The 22,805-nt window shown below is 68.9% G+C and carries 24 protein-coding genes and 1 riboswitch; of the genes, 5 read left to right on the top strand and 19 right to left on the bottom strand.

What is annotated here, in order from left to right; all coding sequences use genetic code 11:
• The 4 genes from P2PM1_RS23560 to P2PM1_RS23545 form a co-directional block, all read right to left on the bottom strand.
• Complete coding sequence (locus P2PM1_RS23560; RefSeq protein WP_186400760.1) at nt 1-498, bottom strand: OsmC family protein; 498 nt, start codon at nt 496-498, stop codon at nt 1-3.
• 3 nt (nt 499-501) lie between these two features.
• Nucleotides 502-873 carry a glycine cleavage system protein GcvH gene (gene gcvH / locus P2PM1_RS23555; protein ID WP_186386953.1) on the bottom strand — a complete coding sequence of 124 codons (372 nt, stop codon included), beginning with the start codon at nt 871-873 and terminating at the stop codon, nt 502-504.
• 68 nt (nt 874-941) lie between these two features.
• The gene (gene gcvT / locus P2PM1_RS23550; protein ID WP_186400759.1) at nt 942-2,105 is read right to left on the bottom strand and encodes a glycine cleavage system aminomethyltransferase GcvT; all 1,164 of its coding nucleotides are present in this window, start codon (nt 2,103-2,105) and stop codon (nt 942-944) included.
• Nucleotides 2,106-2,298: 193 nt separating this feature from the next.
• A riboswitch (glycine riboswitch) is annotated at nt 2,299-2,391 on the bottom strand.
• 274 nt (nt 2,392-2,665) lie between these two features.
• Complete coding sequence (locus P2PM1_RS23545) at nt 2,666-3,268, bottom strand: hypothetical protein (RefSeq protein WP_186386955.1); 603 nt, start codon at nt 3,266-3,268, stop codon at nt 2,666-2,668.
• Nucleotides 3,269-3,526: 258 nt separating this feature from the next.
• On the opposite strand from P2PM1_RS23545, the gene ispH reads away from it, so the two are divergent.
• The 3 genes from ispH to rnhA are packed head-to-tail and all read left to right on the top strand — an operon-like array spanning nt 3,527 to nt 5,991.
• A complete protein-coding gene (gene ispH / locus P2PM1_RS23540; RefSeq protein ID WP_186386956.1) occupies nt 3,527-4,513 on the top strand; it encodes a 4-hydroxy-3-methylbut-2-enyl diphosphate reductase in 987 nt (328 codons plus the stop codon).
• A gap of 60 nt (nt 4,514-4,573) precedes the next feature.
• A complete protein-coding gene (thrB, locus tag P2PM1_RS23535) occupies nt 4,574-5,539 on the top strand; it encodes a homoserine kinase (protein ID WP_186400758.1) in 966 nt (321 codons plus the stop codon).
• 14 nt (nt 5,540-5,553) lie between these two features.
• A complete protein-coding gene (gene rnhA / locus P2PM1_RS23530) occupies nt 5,554-5,991 on the top strand; it encodes a ribonuclease HI (protein ID WP_186400782.1) in 438 nt (145 codons plus the stop codon).
• A 22-nt stretch (nt 5,992-6,013) separates the two neighbouring features.
• Here rnhA and P2PM1_RS23525 read toward each other — a convergent pair whose 3' ends face one another.
• The 7 genes from P2PM1_RS23525 to P2PM1_RS23495 all read right to left on the bottom strand — a co-directional run bounded on the left by P2PM1_RS23525 (nt 6,014) and on the right by P2PM1_RS23495 (nt 14,163).
• Nucleotides 6,014-6,346 (bottom strand): helix-turn-helix transcriptional regulator, encoded by a 333-nt coding sequence (locus P2PM1_RS23525; RefSeq protein WP_186400757.1) that lies wholly within the window; start codon nt 6,344-6,346, stop codon nt 6,014-6,016.
• On the bottom strand, nt 6,333-6,779 hold the full coding sequence (locus P2PM1_RS23520; RefSeq protein WP_186400756.1) for an SRPBCC family protein: 447 nt from the start codon (nt 6,777-6,779) through the stop codon (nt 6,333-6,335). Before P2PM1_RS23520 ends, P2PM1_RS23525 begins: the two co-directional genes overlap by 14 nt.
• Before the next feature lie 107 nt (nt 6,780-6,886).
• Nucleotides 6,887-9,760 carry an EAL domain-containing protein gene (locus P2PM1_RS23515; RefSeq protein WP_186400755.1) on the bottom strand — a complete coding sequence of 958 codons (2,874 nt, stop codon included), beginning with the start codon at nt 9,758-9,760 and terminating at the stop codon, nt 6,887-6,889.
• Nucleotides 9,761-9,824: 64 nt separating this feature from the next.
• Nucleotides 9,825-10,559, bottom strand: a complete 735-nt coding sequence (locus P2PM1_RS23510) for a GNAT family N-acetyltransferase (RefSeq protein WP_186400754.1) — start codon at nt 10,557-10,559, stop codon at nt 9,825-9,827.
• Nucleotides 10,560-10,578: 19 nt separating this feature from the next.
• Complete coding sequence (locus tag P2PM1_RS23505; protein ID WP_186400753.1) at nt 10,579-11,874, bottom strand: pitrilysin family protein; 1,296 nt, start codon at nt 11,872-11,874, stop codon at nt 10,579-10,581.
• Nucleotides 11,874-13,283 carry a threonine synthase gene (gene thrC, locus P2PM1_RS23500; RefSeq protein WP_186400752.1) on the bottom strand — a complete coding sequence of 470 codons (1,410 nt, stop codon included), beginning with the start codon at nt 13,281-13,283 and terminating at the stop codon, nt 11,874-11,876. Before thrC ends, P2PM1_RS23505 begins: the two co-directional genes overlap by 1 nt.
• Nucleotides 13,284-13,563: 280 nt before the next feature.
• A complete protein-coding gene (locus tag P2PM1_RS23495) occupies nt 13,564-14,163 on the bottom strand; it encodes a YqgE/AlgH family protein (protein WP_186386964.1) in 600 nt (199 codons plus the stop codon).
• A gap of 348 nt (nt 14,164-14,511) precedes the next feature.
• Here P2PM1_RS23495 and P2PM1_RS23490 point away from each other — a divergent pair, with 348 nt between their 5' ends.
• A complete protein-coding gene (locus P2PM1_RS23490) occupies nt 14,512-15,462 on the top strand; it encodes a protein-disulfide reductase DsbD domain-containing protein (RefSeq protein ID WP_186400751.1) in 951 nt (316 codons plus the stop codon).
• Between the two features lie 117 nt (nt 15,463-15,579).
• Entirely contained in the window at nt 15,580-16,065 is a 486-nt protein-coding gene (locus P2PM1_RS23485) for a peroxiredoxin (protein ID WP_186400750.1), read from the top strand.
• A 401-nt stretch (nt 16,066-16,466) separates the two neighbouring features.
• Here P2PM1_RS23485 and P2PM1_RS23480 read toward each other — a convergent pair whose 3' ends face one another.
• The 8 genes from P2PM1_RS23480 to ctaD all read right to left on the bottom strand — a co-directional run bounded on the left by P2PM1_RS23480 (nt 16,467) and on the right by ctaD (nt 22,731).
• Nucleotides 16,467-17,240, bottom strand: coding sequence for an SURF1 family protein (locus P2PM1_RS23480; RefSeq protein WP_208985399.1), 774 nt, complete (start codon nt 17,238-17,240; stop codon nt 16,467-16,469).
• Nucleotides 17,230-17,619: a DUF983 domain-containing protein gene (locus tag P2PM1_RS23475; protein ID WP_186400749.1), complete on the bottom strand. Its 390-nt coding sequence runs from the start codon at nt 17,617-17,619 to the stop codon at nt 17,230-17,232. The genes P2PM1_RS23480 and P2PM1_RS23475 overlap by 11 nt, the downstream gene beginning before the upstream one ends.
• A 44-nt stretch (nt 17,620-17,663) precedes the next feature.
• Complete coding sequence (locus tag P2PM1_RS23470; protein ID WP_186400748.1) at nt 17,664-18,245, bottom strand: murein L,D-transpeptidase family protein; 582 nt, start codon at nt 18,243-18,245, stop codon at nt 17,664-17,666.
• 15 nt (nt 18,246-18,260) lie between these two features.
• Nucleotides 18,261-19,121: a cytochrome c oxidase subunit 3 gene (locus tag P2PM1_RS23465; protein WP_186400747.1), complete on the bottom strand. Its 861-nt coding sequence runs from the start codon at nt 19,119-19,121 to the stop codon at nt 18,261-18,263.
• Nucleotides 19,122-19,172: 51 nt separating this feature from the next.
• Nucleotides 19,173-19,850 carry a cytochrome c oxidase assembly protein gene (locus tag P2PM1_RS23460; RefSeq protein WP_186400746.1) on the bottom strand — a complete coding sequence of 226 codons (678 nt, stop codon included), beginning with the start codon at nt 19,848-19,850 and terminating at the stop codon, nt 19,173-19,175.
• Nucleotides 19,851-19,878: 28 nt separating this feature from the next.
• On the bottom strand, nt 19,879-20,034 hold the full coding sequence (locus P2PM1_RS23455; RefSeq protein ID WP_186400785.1) for a hypothetical protein: 156 nt from the start codon (nt 20,032-20,034) through the stop codon (nt 19,879-19,881).
• Complete coding sequence (locus P2PM1_RS23450) at nt 20,031-20,978, bottom strand: heme o synthase (RefSeq protein WP_186400745.1); 948 nt, start codon at nt 20,976-20,978, stop codon at nt 20,031-20,033. The genes P2PM1_RS23455 and P2PM1_RS23450 overlap by 4 nt, the downstream gene beginning before the upstream one ends.
• A gap of 154 nt (nt 20,979-21,132) precedes the next feature.
• Nucleotides 21,133-22,731 (bottom strand): cytochrome c oxidase subunit I, encoded by a 1,599-nt coding sequence (ctaD, locus tag P2PM1_RS23445; RefSeq protein ID WP_186400744.1) that lies wholly within the window; start codon nt 22,729-22,731, stop codon nt 21,133-21,135.
• Nucleotides 22,732-22,805 lie beyond the last annotated feature (74 nt).

Raw genomic sequence — 22,805 nt, 5'->3', positions numbered from 1 at the left:
TCACGCTCCTTGGCGGTTGTCGGCAAGCGTGGCGGGCAAGGCCTCGACCACGATCTCGCTTTTCACGGAATTGGCGATGAAACAGGCCTCGTGGGCCTGGTGATGCAGGGCGTCGAGCCGGCCCGGCTCGGGCAGCGCGTCGCCGGCCAGCACGATCCGCGGGCGCAGCACCACACGGGTTACGGCCATCCTGGCCGGCGCGACCCGTTCCATGATGCCCTCGGCCGCGTCGGCATAGCTCTCGACAGTGAGCCCGTCGCGGCGGGCAAAGTCGAGGAACCACAGCATGTGGCAGCTCGAGATCGCCGCGACGAAGGCCTCTTCCGGGTCGATCGCCGCCTCGACGGAGTTGGGCAGCGGCACGACGCTCGGCGAGGCCGAGGCCGGCACGGTGATGCCGCCGTCGAAGGACCAGTCATGGCCGCGGCTATAGGCATTGGCGGCGAAGTCGCCCTGCCGCCGCCAGCTCACATCGGCCCGGTAGAGATGCCGTGCCATCGCTCAGAGCGTCTCGATATAGGCCTTGTAGGCCGCCGCATCCATCAGGTCGTCGAGCTGCGAGGCATCGGACATGCGGATCTTGACGAACCATGCCGCGCCTTCCGGGTCCTCGTTCACCTTGCCCGGCTCGTCGGCCAGCACGCTGTTGGCCTCGACCACCTCGCCGTCGAGCGGGGCATAGACCTCGGAGGCCGCCTTGACGCTCTCGACGACCGCCGCCTCGTCGCCCTTGGAGACCGTGCGGCCGACTTCGGGCAGTTCGACGAAGACGACATCGCCGAGCTGTTCCTGGGCGTAGGTCGTGATGCCGACGGTGGCGACGTCGCCGGCGACGGTGATCCACTCGTGGTCTTCGGTGTAGCGGGTGCTCATTTCACTTGGTCCTCCGGAAGGCCTTCAGGCCGCTTCAGGTTATCTGCAACAATGGAGTTTCGAGGCCGTCAGGCCGACGGCTTGCGATGGTAGCGCTGGGGAACGAACGGCATGTCGGCGACGCTCGCCTCCAACTCGCGGCCGCGCACGACGAGCTTCACCGGCGTGCCGACGCCCGCATGGGCCGGGTCGACATAGCCCATGGCAATCGGGGCGCCGAGCGTCGGCGCGAAGCCGCCCGAGGTCAGAACGCCGATGGCGCTGCCATCAGTGGCGCGGATCTCCGCGCCCTCGCGCGCCGGGGCGCGCCCCGCCAGCATCAATCCGACGCGCACGCGCGAGGGTCCCTCCGCCAGTTCGGAGAGGATGCGGGCAGCGCCCGGAAAGTTGGCCTCGTCCTTGCGGCGCTTCTGCAGCACGAAGGTGATCGCGCCCTCGACCGGCGAGGTGGTCTCGTCGAGGTCGTGGCCATAGAGGCAGAGCCCGGCCTCGAGCCGCAGCGAATCGCGTGCGCCGAGGCCGATCGGGGCGACGCGCTCGTCGGCGAGCAGGGCGCGGGCCAGCGGCTCGGCAGCCCCCGCCGGCACGGAGATCTCGTAGCCGTCCTCGCCGGTATAGCCGGAGCGCGACACGTAGACGGCGATGCCGTCGAATTCCATTTCGGCAACGCCCATGAAGGCCATGTCCGCGGCGGCCGGCGCATGGGAGGCCATCACCTCGGCCGCCATCGGCCCCTGCAGCGCGATCAGCGCCCGGTCCTCGATCGGCTCCAGCTTCACGTTGCCCGGAAGGTTCGCCGCGATCAGTTCGTAGTCGACCGCCTTGCGCGAGGCGTTGACGACCAGGAACAGCCGGCCGTCATTCTCCGCGCCTTGCGGCCGCGAGACCATCAGGTCGTCGACGATGCCGCCCTCGGCGTTGAGCAGCACGGTGTAGCGCTGGCGGCCGGGCTTCAGCACGGCGACGTCGGAGGGCACCATCGCCTCCAGCGCGCGGGCCGTCGTCGCGTGGTCCGGGCCGATCAGCCAGGCCTGGCCCATATGCGACACGTCGAAGAGACCGGCCTTCTCGCGGGTGTGGCTGTGCTCGGCAATGATGCCGGCGGGATACTGGACCGGCATCTCGTAGCCGGCGAAGGGCACGAGACGCGCACCGAGCTCGCGGTGCAGGTCCGTCAGGGGCGTTGAAAGCAGGGGCGTCGAAACCGGGGATCCGTCGGCGTGATCGGCCATGTGGTCGTCCTGGCGCTAGAGGGTCTGGTGACGCGAACACGTTTCGTATCCACGCACCCCCTCTGTCCTGACGACCTGAGAGATTTCCCGCCCGGCCTCCGGTCCGTGACCGGCGCCCGAATGTGAGGCGGTTACTCCTTCGGTGAGCCCGGCCCCGACCCGAAGGGCGGTCCGGACTTCTTTCCAGAGCGTTGCTCGACCTGCGGTCCTTTTGCCTGAGAGTTTCCGGGGCGGTTGCTCCTTCGGCGCCGGCATCCGGGATGCCGACCTCTCCCGCAAGTCCTTGAAGCAGGATCGCGAAGACGTGCCGTCTTCAGGTCCCTGCCGGCGGCGCACAACGTCCACGCCGCCTTGTCACCCATATCTGAAGTTCGTCACGTTTCACAGCACGCTCTGAACGAACTTCAGATATGGGCGACAGGAAAATTCACGTTTTCTGGTGCGGTTTTCGAATTTGAAATACGCTCTCAGCCTGCTGCCACCCGAAGGCGTATTTCAAATTCACCGCACCAGCATGTCGCATTGTCGACAGCGCCTGTCGCCCTGTCAACACGCCCCTCCTATTGCCGCCGTTTTCCCTTCTCGTCCAGCGCAATCTGCACCTTGGTCGAAGCGGTCTGGGGAATAGCGACATTCTCCTCCACCAGCGCCCATTGTTCGGCCGGCGACCCGGCGCCCAGCGTCACCGGCACGGCGAGCTGGCGCACCACCGGTTTGGGGCCGCCGGGCGCGGTGTTGACGATGGACAGGCGGATCGGCAGCAGCACCTCGCCGCCCTGCCAGGCCGGGCCGGGCGTCACGCGCCCGGAGACGCCGACGGTCATCAGCACGCCGTCGCCGCCGTCGCGCACGCAGCGCCGCGCCCAGTTCTCGATATTCGCCTGGTAGCGCAGCGCCTTGGGGTCGTCGTCCTTGCCGCGGTCGTGGATCATCAGCAGATAGTGGCCCGGCTCCACCTCCAGCGGCGGACAGGGAACCTCCCGGCGGAACGTGTCGGGGTTGATCCCCTCGACCACCGACTTGTCGGAGGCGTTGCCGGAGATAACCGTCTTGGCGACATCGTCGCCGACGCCGGAGATATCTGCGCCGCAGCCGGCAACGGCAAGGCCAAGCGCCAGCGAGGCGAGCGGGCCCGTACGGCGGATCCAGTCGGCGTGCTGCATGCCAATCTTCCCAATTCTGCTCAAGGACGCGAACTCGTTCGGGCAACGTCTATATCAGGCGGGCCGCCGCTTGGCGAGCCGCCGCCGCCGGGCGCCTGTCCAGCGCCGACCGGGTGCCGGATCGCGAGCCGGCAAAGCCGCGCTGTTGCGCCCCGCCCGCCTTGCCCACCCCTTGACACGCCCTGCCCCCGTACCTCTATTGCCAGCAAAGCCCGTGCGCCGCGGCTCCCCGCCGGCGCCGACTGCAAGGAGGCCCTGTTGGCTTCACACCCGACCGCCGGAAACCGCCCGCCGCTCCAGGTGCTGCTTTGCGCGCCGAGGGGCTTTTGCGCCGGCGTCGACCGCGCCGTGCAGATCGTCGAGCTGGCGCTGGAGCGTTTCGGCGCGCCGGTCTATGTCCGCCACGAGATCGTGCACAACAAGTTCGTCGTCGAGAGCCTGAAGGCCAAGGGCGCCGTCTTCGTCGAGGAGCTGGACGAGATCCCGGACGGCGACCACGACCGGCCGGTGGTGTTCTCCGCCCATGGCGTGCCGAAGTCGGTGCCCGAGGACGCGCGCGCCCGCAACATGTTCTATCTCGACGCCACCTGCCCGCTGGTCTCCAAGGTCCACAAGGAAGCGGAGATCCATTTCCGCCGCGGCCGCGAGATCGTGCTGATCGGCCATGCCGGCCATCCGGAGGTGATCGGCACCATGGGCCAGTTGCCCGAGGGCGCGGTGCGCCTGGTCGAGACGGTGGAGGACGCGCGCCGCTTCGAGCCGGCCGGCGACCGGCCGCTCGCCTGGATCACCCAGACCACCCTGTCGGTCGACGACACGGCCGAGATCGTCGAGGTGCTGGCCGCCCGCTTCCCCGACATCGTCGCCCCGCACAAGGACGACATCTGCTACGCCACCACCAACCGGCAGGAGGCGGTGAAGGCCGTCGCGCCGCAGGTCGAGGCGCTGATCGTCGTCGGCGCGCCGAATTCGTCGAACTCGCAGCGCCTGCGCGAGGTCGCCGAGCGCGCCGGCTGCCCGGTGGCGCTCCTCGTCCAGCGCGCCGCCGACATCCCCTGGGACCTGCTGCCGCCGCTCACCCGCCTCGGCATCACCGCCGGCGCCTCCGCGCCCGAGGTCCTGGTGGAGGAGATCATCGCCGCCTTTGCGCAGCGCTACGAGGTCACCGTCGACAGCGTGCGCACGGCCGAGGAGACGATTTCCTTCAACCTGCCGCGCGCCCTGCGCGAGGCCGCCGCCGAGTAGCCCCGCCCCATCCATCCCGCGCGTCCCGCGTCCTTCAAGCGAACACGAAACCGGCACCCCATGGCAGTCTATACGGACGTCTCGGACGAGGACCTTGAGGCCTTCGTCGCCCTCTACGACATCGGCGACACGCTCGCCCTCAAGGGCATCGCCGAAGGCGTCGAGAACTCGAACTTCCTGCTGCACACCACCGCCGGCTATTTCATCCTGACGCTCTACGAGAAGCGGGTGGACCCGGCCGACCTGCCGTTCTTCCTGGAGCTGATGCGCCATCTGGCGGCGCGCGGCATCTCCTGTCCGCAGCCGGTCGCCGCCCGCTCCGGCGCGATGCTGGGCGAACTCGCCGGCCGGCCGGCGGCGATCATCTCCTTCCTCGACGGCATGTGGGTGCGCCGGCCGAAGCGGACGCATTGCGCCGCGCTCGGCGAGGCGCTCGCCCGCTTTCATCTCGCCGGCGCGGATTTTTCCGGCCGGCGCCGCAACACCCTGTCGGTCGACAGTTGGCGGCCGCTGCTCGGCGCCTCGCTCGACCAGGCCGACACGGTGGTGGAAGGGCTCGGGGCCGAGCTCACCGCCGAGCTCGACCATCTGGAGAGCCGCTGGCCGAGCGGCCTTCCCTCCGGCGTCATCCATGCGGATCTCTTCCCCGACAATGTCTTCTTCATCGGCGAGCGCCTGTCCGGGCTGATCGACTTCTATTTCGCCTGCACCGATGCCTTCGCCTATGACGTCGCCATCTGCCTCAATGCCTGGTGCTTCGAGCCGGACCTCTCCTTCAACGTCACCAAGGCGCGGGCGCTGCTCAACGGCTATCGCCAGGTGCGCGACTTCACCGCCGCCGAGTTCGACGCCCTGCCGCTGCTGGCGCGCGGCTCGGCGCTGCGCTTCCTGCTGACGCGGCTGCACGACTGGCTGCGGGTGCCGCCGGGCGCGCTGGTGACGCCGAAGGACCCGCGCGAATACCTGCGCAAGCTGCGCTTCCACCAGGGCGTCGCCACCGCCTCCGACTACGGGCTCGCCCCGTGAGCGAGGCGGAGCGCATGCGCGTCACCATCCACACGGACGGGGCGTGCTCGGGCAATCCGGGGCCGGGCGGCTGGGGCGCGATCCTGCGCTTCGGCGCGCATGAGCGCGAATTGTGCGGCGGCGAGGCGCAGACCACCAACAACCGGATGGAGCTGACCGCCGCCATCGAGGCGCTGAACGCGCTGAAGCGGCCGTGCAAGGTCGAGCTGCACACCGACAGCACCTATGTGCGCGACGGCATCACCAAGTGGCTCTACAACTGGAAGCGCAATGCCTGGCGCACCGCCGACAAGAAGCCGGTGAAGAATGCCGAACTGTGGCAGGCGCTGGATGCGGCGCGCGCGCGCCACGACGTCACCTGGCACTGGGTCAAGGGCCATGCCGGGCACGACGACAACGAGCGTGCCGACGAACTCGCCCGCAAGGGCATGGCACCGTTCAAGAAAAGATAGGCCGGGAAAGCACCCCGCGCCGTCAATCCTCGACGAGCTTGCGCAGCCGGCCGATGGCGTCGTCCCATTGCCGCGAGGCCCGCTCCAGATAGCGGCCGGCCTCGGCCAGTGCGGCCGGCCGGATGGCGAAGCGGGTTTCGCGGCCGACGCGCGCGCTGGCGACGACGCCCGCCTCCTCCAGAACGGCCAGATGCTTGCTGATGCCTTGCCGGGTCAGGCCGGTGCCCTGGGTCAGTTCGACGACCGACTGCGCCCGTCCCTCGGCCAGCCGCGACAGCAGCGTCAGGCGGGTCCTGTCCCCCAGCGCCGCGAACACCGACGCGGCGGACGACGTCTCGACCTCACTCGGCAACATGATGGGCGATGTTCTCCGCCTGGATGTTCCAACCTTGCGTATTGCCGCGCAGGACCTCGAGGCGCCGATGCTCCGGCAGTGCCTCGAAGCCGCTTTCGGTGATCGTCAGCAGGGTTCCTCCCGCCACCGGCTCGAGCCGGAACTCGACCAGCGTTGTCGACTGGTCGGCGACGGCAAGCCCGGACGCCTCGTCGAAATCGTGCCAGCGGAACGAGAGCAGCCTCTCGGGCTCCATCTTCTCCACAGTGGCGAGCCAGGGATAGTGTTCGTAGCCGGGATAGGTCATCCGGCCGGTCGAGATGCCACCTGGCACGAACGGCCCGTCGAGCCTGACCCGGAACCACGCGCCGAACTCCTCATGGTCCGACAAAGCCCGCCAGACCCGCGACACCGGCGCTCTCAGCTCTACTGTCTTGACGATCCTGTCACTCATTGCGCAACCCTCCGGTTGCCTTTCACCTTACAGCAAGCGGATTGAAAGGCAACCATTCAGTTGCCTTTTTGGGATTGGGAAAAAGGGATCCGAAGTCCCCGCGCGGCCTACGCCCGCAGCGCGTCCATTTCCGCCTGCAGCATCCTGGTCGCCTGGGCCGCTTCCATCGGCTGGCCGAACAGGAAGCCTTGCGCGTATTCGCAGCCGAGCTGGTGCAGCTCCAGCGAATCCGACTCGCTCTCCGCCCCTTCCGCCACCACCTGCATGCCGAGATCGTGGCCGAGCGCGATGATCGAGCGCAGGATCACCGGCCGGGCGCTGCGGCCGTTCGGGCGCACGAAGGACTGGTCGACCTTGATCGTGTCGAAGCGGAAGCGCTGCAGGTAGCTGAGGCTGGAATAGCCGGTGCCGAAATCGTCCAGCGACAGGCCGGCGCCGAGCGCGCGCAGCCGCTCCAGCATCCGCGCCGAATATTCCGGATTGGCCATCACCACCGATTCGGTCAGCTCCAGCTTCAGCGTTCCCGGCGCCAGCGACGAGCGCGACAGCACCGACTTGACGTCGTTGATCAGGTCGTGGCGCAGCAGTTGCAGCGAGGAGATGTTGACGCTGGCGAACAGCGGCAGCGGCAGGCGGAAGCTCTCCTGCCACTCGGCCAGTTGCCGGGCGCCCTTGTCCAGCACGAACAGGCCCAGTTCGTTGATCAGGCCCGACTGTTCGGCGATGGGGATGAACTCGGTCGGCGAGATCGCACCGCGCGTCGGGTGGTTCCAGCGCGCCAGCACCTCGAAGCCGGCGATCGAGCGGTCGACCAGGCGGACGATCGGCTGGTAGAACACGGTGATGCCGTCGGTCTTCAGCGCCTTGCGCAGATCGCCCTCCAGCTCGGCGCGGCTGCGGGTGCCGGTCTGCAGCGTCGGGCGGAACACCTCGACCCGGTCGCCGCCGAGCCGCTTGGCGTGATGCATCGCCATGTCCGCCTCGCGCATCAGTTCGGCGGCGGAGGTGCCGTCCGCCTCGTAGATGGCGATGCCGACGGAGGCGGTCAGGAACACTTCCCGCTCGCCGAAGGTGATCGGCGAGCGCACCGCCCGGCGCACCGCATCGGCGAAGGCGGCGATGCGGTCGGCCGACTGTTCGGACAAGAGCAGCAGCGCATAGGTGTCGCCGGACAGGCGCGACAGCGAATCCTGCGGCTTGAGCTGGCGCGACACCCGCCGCGCGATGGTCAGCAGGATGCTGTCGCCGGCCGACAGGCCGATGGAATCGTTGACCTGCTTGAAGCGGTCGAGATCGATGATCAGCACGGAAGGACGGCCGAGCTTTTCCGCACGCGAGCGGGCGATCGCCGCCTGCAGCCGGTCCATGAACAATTCGCGGTTGGGCAGGCCGGTCAGGTTGTCGTGCACCGCGTCGTGCAGCAGCCGTTCCTCGGTCACCTTCTGGTCGGTGATGTCGAGCAGCGTGCCGACGCAGCGGATCACCTCGCCGTCGGAGCCGACGATGGGGCGCGCGCGCAGGCGGAACCAGCGGAAATGACCGTCGTCGGCGCGCAGGCGGAAGGCTTGCGAGATGCGCCCGCGGCGCTGGTCGATCACCGCGTCGAGCGTCGAGCGGAACGTGTCGCGGTCCTGCGGATGCAGCACGTCGAGCCAGTCGCGCGCCGGCCCCTCCAGGAGGCCGTGCTTGAGGCCGAGCAGGTCCTCCACCTCGTTGCCGGTGGAGATGCGGTCGCGGTCGACATCCCAGTCCCAGATGATGTCGCCGGAGCCGGTCAGCGCCAGCGCCCGCCGCTCCACGTCGGAAATCAGCCCCTGCGCGATGGCGCCGCCGGCGAAGGCGTGCTGCATCACCGTGAAGCCGATCAGCAGCACGATCAGCACCAACCCGCCGGCCAGCGCCGGCTGGACGATGTCGTTGGCGAGCGACCCGGTCACCGTCATCGCCGCGCCGACCAGCCAGGACAGCAGCAGCACCCAGGTCGGCACCAGCATGATCGCCCGGTCGTAGCCCTGCAGCGCCAGCGCCGCGATCACCGCAAAGCCGAGCACGCCGATGATGCCGAGCGAGATGCGGGCGATGCCGGCGGCGACCGAGGGGTCCCAGACGGCGATGCCGAGCAGGCTGAGCACCAGGATCAGGGTGCCGAGCGCCAGGTGGCTGTAGCGGATGTGCCAGCGGTTGAGGTTGAGATAGGCGTAGAGGAAGATGATCAGGCTCGCCGCCAGCGCCACCTCGGCGCAGGCGCGATAGAGCTGCTCGTCGCCCGGCGTGATCTGCAGGACCTTGTTCCAGAACCCGAAATCGATGGTCAGATAGGCCAGCACCGCCCAGGCCAGCACCGCCGTCGCCGGGAACATGATCGTGCCCTTGACCACGAACAGGATGGTCAGGAACAGCGCCAGCAGGCCGGAAATGCCGAGAATGATGCCGCGATACAGCGTATAGGCGTTGACCGTGTCCTTGTAGACGGTCGGCTCCCACAGGCGCAGTTGCGGCACCTCCGGCGTGCGCAGTTCCACCACATAGGTCACCACCGCGCCGGGATCGAGGGTGATCAGGAAGACGTCCGCCTCCTGGCTCGACTGCCGCTCGGGGGCGATGCCCTGGCTCGGGGTGATCGAGGCGATGCGCGAGGCGCCGAGATCCGGCCAGATCAGCCGCGATCCGACGAGCTGGAAGAACGGCGCGACGATCAGCCGGTCGATCTGCTCGTCGCCGGGATTGGACAGGGCGAACACCGCCCAACTCGTGTTGGTGCCGTCGCGGGAATTCACCTCGATACGCCGGACGATGCCGTCGGCGCCGGGCGAGGTCGAGACCTGCAGGCTGGGGCCCTCATAGGGATAAAGGTCGAGGGCGCGGGTCAGATCCAGCGCGTCGGTGGAAGCGCGGACCTCGACGGCCTCGATTGCCGCTGCCGGGGCGAAGGCATACAGCCACGCCGCCAGCGCGACCATTAGGAGCCTGAACAGGGGCAAGCGGTTATCCCGTTTCACTTCGCACATCTTACGGTGCCGGAGACTTATCGGCATCCATTCCATCTCACAAGATTTCTTTCTCTCCGGCGGCGCCGCTGGTCCCTGTTCCGGTCCCCGTTCCGGCCCCCGATCCGACCCCTGTTCCGGCCCGCACCTGCCAGGCGGCAACGCTCGCGGCGGAGATGGTGGCAAGCCCCTCGGACGCCGCGGTGTCGCCGGCAAGACGGGCGAACAGCAGGTGGTCCTGCCACTCGCCGGCGATGCGCAGGTAGCGGCGGGCATAGCCCTCGCGGCAAAAGCCGGCATTTTCAAGGAGCCGGCGCGAGGCGACATTATGCGGCAGGCAGGCCGCCTCGATGCGGTGCAGCGACAGGTCGGAAAAGGCGAAGCCGAGCAGCGCCCGCACCGCCCGGCCCATATGGCCGCGTCCGGCATGGGGGGCGCCCATCCAGTAGCCGAGCGAGGCGGTCTGGGCGACGCCGCGGCGGATGTTGGAGAGCGTCGCCCCGCCCACCAGCACCCCGTCGGCGAGGCGGAACAGGAAGAACGGATAGGCCCGGTCCTCGCGCATCTCGCGGGCATGGCGGCGCAGCCGGCGGCGATAGGCGGCGCGGGACAGTTCGTCCGCCGCCCATTGCGGTTCCCAGGGCTGCAGGAAGGCATGGCTCGCCTCGCGCAGCGCCGCCCACTCACCATAGTCCTGCGGCTGCGGCTGGCGCAGCAAGAGGGCGTTCTCCCCCTCCCCCGCCACCAGGGTCCGGACCGGCTCTGAGCCGGAGAAGACCCGGAACAGGGACATCGCCGCCTCCGCGCGGGTCTCAGGCGCCGACGGCGCGGGCCGGCCGGTGGCCCAGCCGCTCGGCCACCGCCGCCGCATCGAGGGCCAGCGGCAGGCCGCTGGTCTTCGGCCCGACCACCGACAGGCTCGGCGTTCCGGCGAAGGTCTTGGCGGCGGCGCTGCGCACCGTCTCCAGCGTCACCGCGCCGATGCGCGCCTGGATCTCCTCCAGCGACAGCACCTCGCCATGGATCATCAACTGGCGGGCGATCTGGCCGGCGCGGGCGGCCGGGCTTTCCAGCGACATCATCAGGCCGGCGCGGATCTGCGCCTTCGAGCGGTCGATATCCGCCTGCTCGATGTCCTGCGCGGCGCGGCCGAGTTCGTCGACCAGCACGGGGAACAGTTCGCCGATATCCTCCTCGCCGGTGGCCGCGTGGATGCCGAACAGGCCGGTGTCCTGGAACGCCCAGTGAAACGCATAGATCGCGTAGCACAGGCCGCGCTTCTCGCGGATCTCCTGGAACAGGCGCGAGGACATGCCCCCGCCCATCACCGAGGCCAGCACCTGGGTGGAATAATAGTCCGGCGCCCGGTAGGGCACGCCCTCGAAGCCGAGGACCAGTTGCACCTCCATCAGCTCGCGTTCCAGCAGCGTGCTGCCGCCGGTGTAGCGGGCCGGTGCCGGCGCCGCGCCCGGCGTGCCGGCGAGGGCGCCGAAATGCTGCTGTGCCAGCGCCACCACCGCGTCGTGATCGACCGCGCCGGCCGCCGCCAGCACCATGTTGTCGGCCCGGTAGTGCTCGGAAAGATAGGCGCGCAGGTCCTCGGGCGAAAACGACATCACCGTCTCGCGGGTGCCGAGGATCGGCCGGCCGATCGCCTGCCGCGCCCAGGCCGTCTCCTGGAACTGGTCGAACACCTTGTCGTCGGGCGTGTCGTGGGCGGCGCCGATCTCCTGCAGGATGACGTGCTTCTCGCGCGCCAGTTCCTCCGGGTCGAAGCTGGAATTCTGCAGGATGTCGGCGAGCAGTTCGACCGCCAGCGGCACGTCCTCCGCCAGCACGCGGGCATGGTAGTTGGTGTGCTCGACGCTGGTTGAAGCGTTGAGCTCGCCGCCGACCGCCTCGATCTCCTCGGCGATCTGGCGGGCCGAGCGCGTCGCCGTGCCCTTGAACGCCATGTGTTCCAGCAGATGGGTGATGCCGTTCTGCTCCGGCAGTTCGGAGCGCGAGCCCGCCCCCACCCAGACGCCGAGCGCGGCGGTGCGCAGATGCGCCATGGTGTCGGTCACGACCCTGAGGCCGTTGGCCAGCCTCGTTACCCGCACCTGCATCACGACACCTCCATCGTCGCCGCGCGCGCCGTGTCGAGGACATGCCGTTCCACCGCACCCCGCTCGGCCGCCACCTTCGTGAAGCGCTCGGGCGCGCTCATCATCGGCTCCAGCTCCGGCGGCAGCGCCGGGCGTACGCCGCAGGCCGCCTCCACCGCATCGGGGAACTTCGCCGGATGCGCCGTCGCCAGCACCACCATCGGCGCAGCGCCCTCCCCCTGTTGCTCGGCGACATGCAGGCCGATCGCCGTGTGCGGGTCGAGCAGATAGCCGGTCTCGCGCAGCGTCCGTTCGATGGTCGCGGCCGTCTCCGCCTCGCCGCAGCGCCCGGCGTCGAAGCCCTCGCGGATCGCCTTGAGCGGGCCGGCCGCCAGTTCGAAGCGGCCGGACTGGCCGAGCCGCGCCATCAGCGAGCGGATCTCGCCGCCGTCGCGTCCGTGCACCTCGAACAGCAGCCGCTCGAAGTTGGACGAGATCTGGATGTCCATCGACGGCGAGGTCGTCGGCACCACGCCGCGGGTCTCGTAAGCGCCGGTCTCCAGCGTGCGGGCGAGGATGTCGTTGGCATTGGTGGCGATCACCAGCCGCTCGACCGGCAGGCCCATCTTGGCGGCGACATAGCCGGCGAGGATATCGCCGAAATTGCCGGTCGGCACGGTGAAGGAGACCGGGCGGTGCGGCGCGCCGAGGGCGGCGCCGGCGACGAAATAATAGACCACCTGCGCGACGATGCGGGCCCAGTTGATCGAGTTGACGCCGGCAAGCTGCACCCGCTCGCGGAAGGCGGCATGGGTGAACATGCCCTTGAGGATCGTCTGGCAGTCGTCGAACGTGCCGGAAAGCGCCAGCGAATGGACATTGGCTTCCGTGGGCGTCGTCATCTGCCGGCGCTGCACGTCGGAGACGCGCCCGTCCGGGAACAGGATGAACACGTCGGTGCGCTCGCGGCCGCGAAACGCCTCGATCGCCGCCCCGCCGGTGTCGCCCGAGGTGGCGCCGACGATGGTGGCGCGCTTGCCGCGGGCGGCCAGCACATGGTCCATCATCCGGCCCAGCAACTGCATCGCCACGTCCTTGAAGGCGAGCGTCGGGCCGTGGAACAGTTCCAGCACGAAGCGGTTCGGCGCCACCTGCACCAGGGGCGTCACCGCCGGGTGGCGAAAGCCCGCATAGGCCTCGCGGATCATCGCGGAAAGATCCTCGCGGGCGATGTCGTCGCCGACAAAGGGCTCGATCACCGCCTGCGCCACCTCCGCATAGGGACGCCCGGCAAAGCCGGCGATGGTCTCGCGCGACAGTCGCGGCCAGGTTTCGGGAACATAGAGGCCGCCATCGGCGGCGAGCCCGGTCAGAAGCACATCGGCAAATCCGAGAACCGGCGCCTCGCCCCTCGTACTGACATATTTCACGGTGGCGATATCCTCCAGAAGTCCTGCCCCGGCAGCCAGCGCCGGCCGCGCAGGGCGCCTCGCCCGTCCGCGGGCTCGAGGCGCGGTCACATCCGCGCACCCTATCTCCCCGACCGGGGTGCGGGCAAGCCGGATGCTTTGCCGGCAGGAATGCGCGTTCCGGGCACCGGCGCGCGCCCCAGGCAAACCCGCTCCCGGCGCGCCGGATAGCGTGGCTTGCGAGAACCGGGGCGCAGCGTACCTACAGCTACGTGAGCACCGGAAGCGCAGAAAGCTGCGCTCAGGCGTGGCCGGCTTCGCTGGACAGCATGCCAGGCGCGATGCCGATCTTGGCGAGCGCCCGGTCCCACTTGCTGTCGAGCGCTGCGTCGAAGACGATGGCCTCGTCGGCCGGGCCGGTGATCCAGCCGTTTTCCTGGATTTCCGCCTCCAACTGGCCGGCGCCCCAGCCGGCATAGCCGAGCGCCAGCATCGCCTGCCTGGGTCCGCGCCCCTCGGCGATGGCGCGCAGGATGTCGAGCGTCGCCGTCAGGCAGATGCCGTCCTGCACGGCCATGGTCGAGTTGGCGATGACGAAGTCGCCCGAATGCAGCACGAAGCCGCGCCCGGTCTCCACCGGCCCGCCGCGATGCACCTGCATGCGGTTCGCCGGCGCCGGCAGGCGGATGTTCTGATCGTCGGGGATGATGTCGAGCTGGCGCAGCAGTTCGGGAAAGCTGAGGCTCGGCGCCCGCTGGTTGACGATGATGCCCATCGCCCCTTCCGCCGAATGGGCGCACAGATAGATCACGGAATGCGCGAACCGCTCGTCCGCCATCCGCGGCATCGCGATCAGCAACTGCCCCGCAAGGGAGGTGCGACCGAGGTCATCGCTTCTCATGCCGTCGTTCCTGCCTGTTGTTCCAGTGCGTCGTTCCAGTCTGTCGTTTCAGTCTGTCGGTCCAGTGCGTCGTTCCGGTCTCGCCCTCAGGTTCCGCCCTCAGGGTCCGTGTGGCAGCAAGGGCGGTCCCGCGCCCGCGCGCAAGGCCGGCCTGGGAGGGGCCGGCGCCGCGCTGCGGGCACCGCTCCATCTTACGCCCTGCTCCGCCCCATGTTAACTGCCGCCGTCCCCCCGATCACGCAGATGTGGTGCCGCGCCAGTGGACCCGCGAGGCGATTTGCGCCAAGACTGCCGCTCCGCGCAAGCCGGACGGGCGGCGCCGGACGGGTGCCGTATAAGGCCGGGCAGTTGGAGCAGGTCGCAGCGATGGTCGCGCAGCGCAGGACAGTTTTCGCCAATCCTTTCAAGAGCCTCAGCGCCAGCCTCAGCGCGCCCTGCCGCGCGCGCGCCCTCCGTCTGGCGCTGGCCTTGCTGCTTGCCCAGGGCGCCTTTGCCGTCCGCGCCGAGGCCGGCGAGAGCCCGTGGGTAAAGGCCGGGGCGGCCGAGGTCCGTCTCGTCTCCACCGGCCCCGTCGACGCGGCCTCGCCGTTCGGCGACGCGGCGCTGGAGATCCGCCTGGACGAGGGCTGGCACACCTATTGGCGGTTTCCCGGCGAGGCCGGCATTCCGACCTCGGCGGATTTCGGCGCCTCGTCCGGCCTTGCCCTCGCGCGGCTGCGCTTTCCTCCGCCGGCGCGCTATTCCGACCCTTACGCCACCTCGCTCGTCTATCACGACCGCATCGTCCTGCCGATCGACCTTGCGCCGGCGGCCGGCGAGGCCGCCCCGGTGCTGCGGGCGCATGTCAGCTTCGGCATCTGCCGGGAGATCTGCGTGCCCGGCGAGGCGAGCCTCGAACTGCCGCTGGCCGAAGGCGGGCCGGATTTTGCCGCCCGCCTTGCGATTTCCGCCGCAAGGGCCGCCCTGCCGCGGCCGCAGGACGAGGCGCCGCCGCGCATTGCCGGCATCGAGCACCGGCAGCTCGCCCCGGCCGAGGGCAAGACCCCCCAGGAGACCTTCGTCATCACCGCCGAGCTCGCCTCGCCCGACGCGCCGGTCGATCTGTTCGCCGAAGGGGCGGACGGCTCCTACAACGGCGTGCCGACCCTGCTGGAGCGCAACGGCCGGTTTGCGCGCTTCGCCCTGCCGGCGACCGGCCTTGCCGCCAATGGCGACGGCACCCGCCCGCTGGCGCTGACGCTGGTGGAGGGGGCAAGCGCGGTGGAGCACCGCATCGACCTGCCGCCGGCGGGCAACTGAAAACCCGGTTCCCCGCTCGACGGACGCGCGCGAACACCCTATGTCTCAGGCGGACACGGTGCGGCGTCCTGCCGCGCCGGGACGCTTCCTTGCACATTTTCCGGGAGATTTCAGACCATGACGATCCAGGTTGGCGACACGCTGCCCGAGACCAAGTTCAAGATCATGACCGCCGACGGCCCGGCGGAGCGCAGCAGCGCCGAGCTCTTCGGCGGCCGCACCGTGGTGCTCTTCGCCGTTCCCGGCGCCTTCACGCCGACCTGCCACAACAACCACCTGCCCGGCTTCGTCGAGCAGGCCGACACGATCCTGTCGAAGGGCGTCGACGAGATCGCCGTCGTCTCGGTCAACGACGTCTTCGTGATGAGCGCCTGGGCCAAGGCCACCGGCGCCGCGGACAAGATCACCTTCCTCGCCGACGGCAGCGCCGACTTCGCCAAGGCGATCGGCCTGGAGCTCGACGCCACGGGCGCCGGCCTCGGCATCCGCTCCAAGCGCTATGCGATGATCGTCAAGGACGGCAAGGTCACGGCCCTCAACATCGAGGACATGCCGGGCAAGGCCGAGATCTCGGGCGCCGCCGGCATCCTCGCCGCGCTCTGATCCTGCGTCCTCGGCCGGAGCCTTTCGCGCTCCGGCCGGGGCTGGCGAGTAAGGCCGGCGGAAACGATCCTCCGACATGAACTGCAAGCCCAGGATGTCATCCCGGTTTCGGCAAAGCCGAAGACCGGGAACCAGTAACCCGGAAGGGCTCAGCCCGAGCTTCGGCGCTGCGGCAAGCGGCCTTCGCGATGCCCGGCAGACGCCTTTGCGCCATCATTCGCCCCGGCGGATACTGGATACCTGCCTTCGCAGGTATGACAGCGGTGGAGTGGCAACGCGCTCGCGCCTCACACCTGCCGGGGTTGCCATTGGATCCCGGATCTTCGGCCTTGCGGCCTCGTCCGGTACGACAGCCGGCGGGACTGGCACGGCCTCGCATCCCCACAGCCGTCACACCGCCCCTACGCCTCCGGCGGGCGGCGCGTCTCGCTGCGGGCGAAGGCGATGAACACGCCGATCAGCACGAGGCCGAGCCCGTACCAGGTGACCGCGTATTGCAGGTGGTTGTTGCGGAAGGAGACGATCGTCTCGCCCGCCTGCGGCAAGCCGCCCTCGGGCGTCGCCTCGGCCCTGAGGTCGACGCTGAAGGGGGCGAGCGGCGCATCGTCGATGCCGAGCGAAGCGGCCATCTTCGGCGCCTCGCGTACGAACCAGACCCGCGTCTTCGGATCGGCGTCCAGGGTGAACATGTTGCCGCGCTCGTCGCGCCGCCACAGGCCGGTGATCTCCGCCTCTCCTCCCGGCGGCTCGCTGCCCGGCCGGCTCTCGGGCAGGCGGCGGGCCTCCGGCACGAAGCCGCGATTGACCATCACCACGGGGCCCGCATCGGTGCGGAACGGCGCATAGACCAGATAGCCCGGCCCGCCGAGGGGGCCGCGCGGTTCGGTGAGCGCCAGATAGTAATAGACCTCGCCGTCGAGGAAGCGGCCGGAAAGCCGCACGGGCCGGTAGTCCCAGGCGTCCTCGTCGAGCCCGGCCCACGCCTGCGGACCGGGCAGATCGACCGGAGCAAGGCCGAGGCGCTCCTCGACCCGCTCGATCAGGGCGAGCTTCCATTGCAGCCGCATCACCTGCCAGGTGCCGAGCGCCATCAGCGCGCAGAACACGATGAAGGCGACGAGGCCCGGCAGCAGCAGGCGGCGGCGTGCGGGCCGGCGGGCGGCGTTACTCGTCAACCTCGCCCTCCCGCGCGCTGTGCTTGTACTGCTGGGCGATCATCAGCCCCTTGAGCGGGCGCAGCATCCCGAGGCCGAGAATGAGGGTCAGCGGCAGCCACAGCATCATGTGCAGCCAGATCGGCGGGCGCATCGACACCTCGACCGCCAGCGCCAGGCCGACGACGATGAAGCCGACGATCATGATGATGAACACCGCCGGCCCGTCGCCGCTGTCGGCGAAGTCGAAGTCGAGCCCGCAATTGGAGCAGGCCGGCCGCGTCGCCAGGTAGCCCTTGAACAGGCGGCCCTGGCCGCAGCGCGGGCAGCGCCCGGCAAGGCCGGTGCGCAGCGGATCCTGCGGCGGATAATGCGCGCGGTCGACAGTCGGCTCACTCATCTGCATCGCGCTCCCGGCGCAGTTTTCCCGGCCCCGGAATGGGGTCAGGGACGGATCTCGATCGGCGTGCCGTTGGGGACGAGACGCCAGATCTCCTCGATTTCCTCGTTGGTGACGGCAATGCAGCCGTCGGTCCAGTCGGCATAGTGATGCAGCGCGCCGAGCCAGCCGAGCCCGTTGCGCAGGCCGTGGATCATGATCATCCCGCCCGGGTCCTCGCCGCGCTCGGCGGCCCGCCGGCGATCGGCCGCGTCCGGATAGGAGATGTGCAGCGACAGGTGATAGGCGCTGTTCGGGTTGCGCCAGTCGATGGTGTAGCGCCCTTCCGGCGTGCGCCCGTCGCCCTCGCGCTGCTTGGGACCGATCGGGTCGCGGCCGAGCGCGATCGTGTAGCTCTTCAGCACCGTACCGGCCGCATCGACCAGGTGCAGGCGGCGCTCGGCCTTTTCGACGAGGACCGTCTCGACCGAAACATTCTCGACCGGACCTGTCTCGGCCGAAACCCTCTCGGCCGAAACCCTCTCGACTGGTGCCGGCGCGGCCGGCGCGCCGGCGAAAGCGGCGTCCGCGGCGACGCCAGCCGCCGCGGACAGGATCAGGGCCGCCGCGATGATGCGGAGGCGCATGACGTCAGCCTTCCGTCAGTGGCCCGGACCGGCCGCCCAGACATAGATCGAGACGAACAGGAACAGCCAGACCACGTCGACGAAGTGCCAGTACCAGGCCGCCGCCTCGAAGCCGAAATGCTTCTGCGGGGTGAACTGGCCGATCGAGGCGCGGATCAGGCAGACCACCAGGAAGATGGTGCCGACGATGACATGGAAGCCGTGGAAGCCGGTCGCCATGTAGAAGGTCGCGCCATAGATCGAGCCGGAGAAGCCGAAGGCCGCATGGCTGTACTCATAGGCCTGGACGATCGAGAACAGCACGCCGAGCAGCACCGTCAGCGTCAGGCCCCACTTCAGCCCCTCGCGGTCGTTGTGCAGCAGGGCGTGGTGCGCCCAGGTCACCGTGGTGCCGGAGGTCAGCAGGATCAACGTGTTGAGCAGCGGCAGGTGCCAGGGATCGAAGGTCTCGATGCCCACGGGCGGCCAGACGCCGCCGGTCGCCTCGACACGGGCGTACTGCGCCGCTTCGCCGGTGAACAGCGAGGCGTCGAAGAAGGCCCAGAACCAGGCGACGAAGAACATCACCTCCGAGGCGATGAACAGCAGCATGCCGTAGCGCAGGTGAAGCTGCACCACCGGGGTGTGGTCGCCGGCCAGCGATTCGCGGATGGTGTCGCGCCACCAGCCGAACATCACATAGAGCACGATCAGCGTGCCGACGGCGAAGATGCCCCAGCCGGAAAGGTCCATGCCGAACAGCAGGAAATCGTTGCCCTGGGTGTAGCGGAACAGGCCGACCGCGCCGAGCGCCATGATGAAGGCGCCGACGCCGCCGAGGAACGGCCAGGGGCTCGGATCGACGATGTGGTAGTCGTGGTTCTTGGCATGCGCCATGGGTACACTCCCCCGATTATAGTCATGCCGCCGTCGGGCGGGCCTGCGCACTCACATGCGGTTGCTTGGATCCGGCGTCACGGCAGGGGCCGCTGCCACCGGCGTTTCAGGTCCCTTTGCAGGGTAGAAGGTGTAGGAGAGCGTGATCTCCCTGACATGCTTCAGGCTCTTGTCGTCGTCCATCGCCGGATCGACGAAGAACACCACCGGCATCTCGACGGACTCGCCGGCGGCGAGCGGCTGCTCGGTGAAGCAGAAGCATTCCAGCTTGTTGAAATAGATGCCGGCCTCGAACGGCGTCACGTTGAACACCGAGGTGCCGACGGTCGGCGCGGCGGAGCGGTTGGTCGCCACATAGGCGGTCTGCCGGCTCTCGCCCATGCGCAGGGTGATCGAGCGCTGCTGCGGGCCGAACGACCAGGGCAGGGCCGAATTGACGTTGCCGTCGAAGCGCACGGTGATCGTGCGGTCGATGATCGTGCCGGTCGGCGCGTCGGCGCGCTGGGTGGTGCCGCCATAGCCGGTGACCTGGCAGAACAGCTCATACAGGGGCACGGCGGCATAGGAGGCGCCGGTCATCATCGCCACGGCGCCGAGCACCGCCACCGCGATCCGCCGGTTCTTGCGGGCGAGATCCCCCGCCGCAAGATTGGCCGCGCGCGCCCGCGCGGCGTCGGACGTCTCGATACCGGCGGTATCGGTGCCGGAGATGTCGGTCTCTCGCGTCATGCGGGCGTCCTTTCCTCTCCTGGATCCGTCACAAGGGACGATTGAGCACGGCCGGTCCCATCTTGACCAGCGTGATCACGTAGAACAGCAGGATCAGCCCGGCGATGGTCAGGCCGATGGCGATCGAGCGCTTGCGCTGGCGCCGCTTCTGCTCTTCCGTCGGGCGGATGCCGTCCTCGCTCACAGCCAGCCTCCCGCGACGAGCCGCGCGGCCAGGCTGTCGGCGAGCAGCAGCGCGAAGATCAGGAACAGGTAGACCAGCGAGAAGGCGAACAGCCGCACCGCCGCCTTGCGCGCGGCATCGCCCTCGCGCCTGGCATGGACGCGGACCGCATACCAGACGAAGGCGATCCCGAGGGCGGCGGCGGCAACGCCATAGGCGAGCGAAGCAAAGCCCAGCAGCGCCGGGGCGACGCCGATCGGCGCCAGCAGCACGGAATAGATCAGGATCTGCGTACGCGTCGCATCCTCGCCGGCGACGACGGGCAGCATCGGCACGCGGGCGGCCTCGTAGTCGCCGCGCTTGAACAGCGACAGCGCCCAGAAATGCGGCGGCGTCCACATGAAGATGATCAGGAACAGGACGATGCTTTCCACCGACACGGTGCCGGTGACGGCGGCCCAGCCGATCATCGGGGGGAAGGCGCCGGCGGCGCCGCCGATGACGATGTTCTGCGGCGTCGAGCGCTTCAGCCACATCGTGTAGACGACGGCATAGAAGAAGATGGTGAAGGCCAAGAGGCCGGCGGCCAGCCAGTTGACGGCAAGGCCGAGCACCAGCACCGAGAAGGCGGCGAGCGTCAGGCCGAAGGCCAGCGCCTCCTCGCGGGTGACGCGGCCGGCCGGGATCGGGCGGCGGGCGGTGCGCGACATGATCGCGTCGATATCGGCGTCGTACCACATGTTCAGCGCGCCCGAGGCGCCGGCCCCGACGGCGATGCACAGGATCGCGACGGCGCCGAGCACCGGATGGATGCCGCCGGGGGCGATCAAGAGCCCGACCAGCGCGGTGAAGATGACGAGCGACATCACCCGCGGCTTCAGCAGCGCCAGGTAGTCGCCGACATCGCCCTGTCCGCCATGGGCGGCGGTCTCGAGCCTGCGGTCCTGGTAATCTGCGAGCGACATGTGTCTTCCCGGTTCTGTCTCGTGCGTCCCGCCCTCGCGGAGCGGTCTCTCAAGCGACTGTTTGGCGCGCCCGTTCGGCCTGTCTGCCTGGGCGTCTGTTCGGGCGGCCGCGCCGGACTGTCCGGCGCGGCCTGTCTTGCTCGAGCTGGCGCGATCAGCGGATGCGCGGCAGCGTCTCGAACTGGTGGTACGGCGGCGGCGAGGACAGGGTCCATTCCAGCGTCGTCGCGCCCTCGCCCCACGGGTTGTCGGCGGCCTGGCGCTTCTTGGCGAAGGCCTCGAAGATGCCGTAGAGGAACACCAGAACGGCGAAGGCCGAGATGTAGGAGCCGTAGGACGACACCGCGTTCCAGCCGGCCATCGCGTCCGGATAGTCGACATAGCGGCGCGGCATGCCGGCCATGCCCAGGAAGTGCTGCGGGAAGAACACGAGGTTCACGCCGATGAAGGTGATCCAGAAATGGGCCTTGCCGATGGTCTCGTTGTACATGTAGCCGAACATCTTGGGGAACCAGTAGTACCAGGCTCCGAAGATGCCGAACACGGCCCCCAGCGACAGCACGTAGTGGAAATGCGCGACCACGTAATAGGTGTCGTGCATCGCCCGGTCGAGACCGGCATTGGCGAGCTGCACGCCGGTCACGCCGCCGACGGTGAACAGGAAGATGAAGCCCACCGCCCACAGCATCGGCGTGCGGAAGGAGATCGAGCCCTGCCACATGGTGGCGATCCACGAGAAGATCTTCACGCCGGTCGGCACCGCGATGACCATGGTCGCCGCGACGAAATAGGCCTGCGTGTCGACGTCGAGGCCGACGGTGTACATGTGGTGCGCCCACACGATGAAGCCGACGACGCCGATCGCGACCATGGCATAGGCCATGCCGAGATAGCCGAAGATCGGCTTGCGGGCGAAGGTGGAGATGATGTGGCTGACGATGCCGAAGGCCGGCAGGATCAGGATGTACACCTCCGGATGGCCGAAGAACCAGAACAGGTGCTGGAACAGGATCGGGTCACCGCCGCCGGCCGGGTCGAAGAAGGTCGTGCCGAAGTTGCGGTCCGTCAGCAGCATGGTGATGGCGCCGGCCAGGACCGGCAGCGACAGCACCAGCAGGAAGGCGGTCACCAGCACCGACCAGGCGAACAGCGGCATCTTGTGCAGCGTCATGCCCGGGGCGCGCATGTTGAAGATGGTGGTGATGAAGTTGATCGCGCCGAGGATCGACGAGGCGCCGGCCACGTGCAGCGCCAGGATCGCCAGGTCCATCGCCGGTCCGGGCTGGCCGGAGGTCGACAGCGGCGGATAGATCGTCCAGCCGCCGCCCACGCCATAGGCGCCCGGAGGGCCTTCGACGAACAGCGACAGCAGCAGCAGCAGGAAAGCCGGCGGCAGCAGCCAGAACGAGATGTTGTTCATCCGCGGGAACGCCATGTCCGGCGCCCCGATCATGATCGGCACGAAATAGTTGGCAAAGCCGCCGATCAGCGCCGGCATCACCATGAAGAAGATCATGATCAGGCCATGCGCGGTGGTGAACACGTTGAACGTGTGCGGATCGGTGAAATACTGCATGCCCGGCTCTTGCAGCTCCAGGCGGATGCCGACGCTGAGCGCGCCGCCGATGATGCCCGCCATGATCGCGAAGATCAGATAGAGGACACCGATATCCTTGTGGTTGGTCGAATAGACCCAGCGCGTCCATCCCGTAGGACGGTCCTGATCGCCGTGGGCATGCGCCGCAGTGGCCATCTTCCAGCTCCCTCGTTAGAGAATTTTACCTCGGCCCGGGCGACCGGGGACAAGCCCGGCGCAATCCCGATCCG

It is taken from the genome of Stappia sp. P2PMeth1, from assembly GCF_900185735.1.
GTDB lineage: Bacteria > Pseudomonadota > Alphaproteobacteria > Rhizobiales > Stappiaceae > Stappia.
The sequence above is the reverse complement of the archived record's forward strand: the minus strand, read 5'-3'. Positions and strand labels throughout refer to the sequence as shown.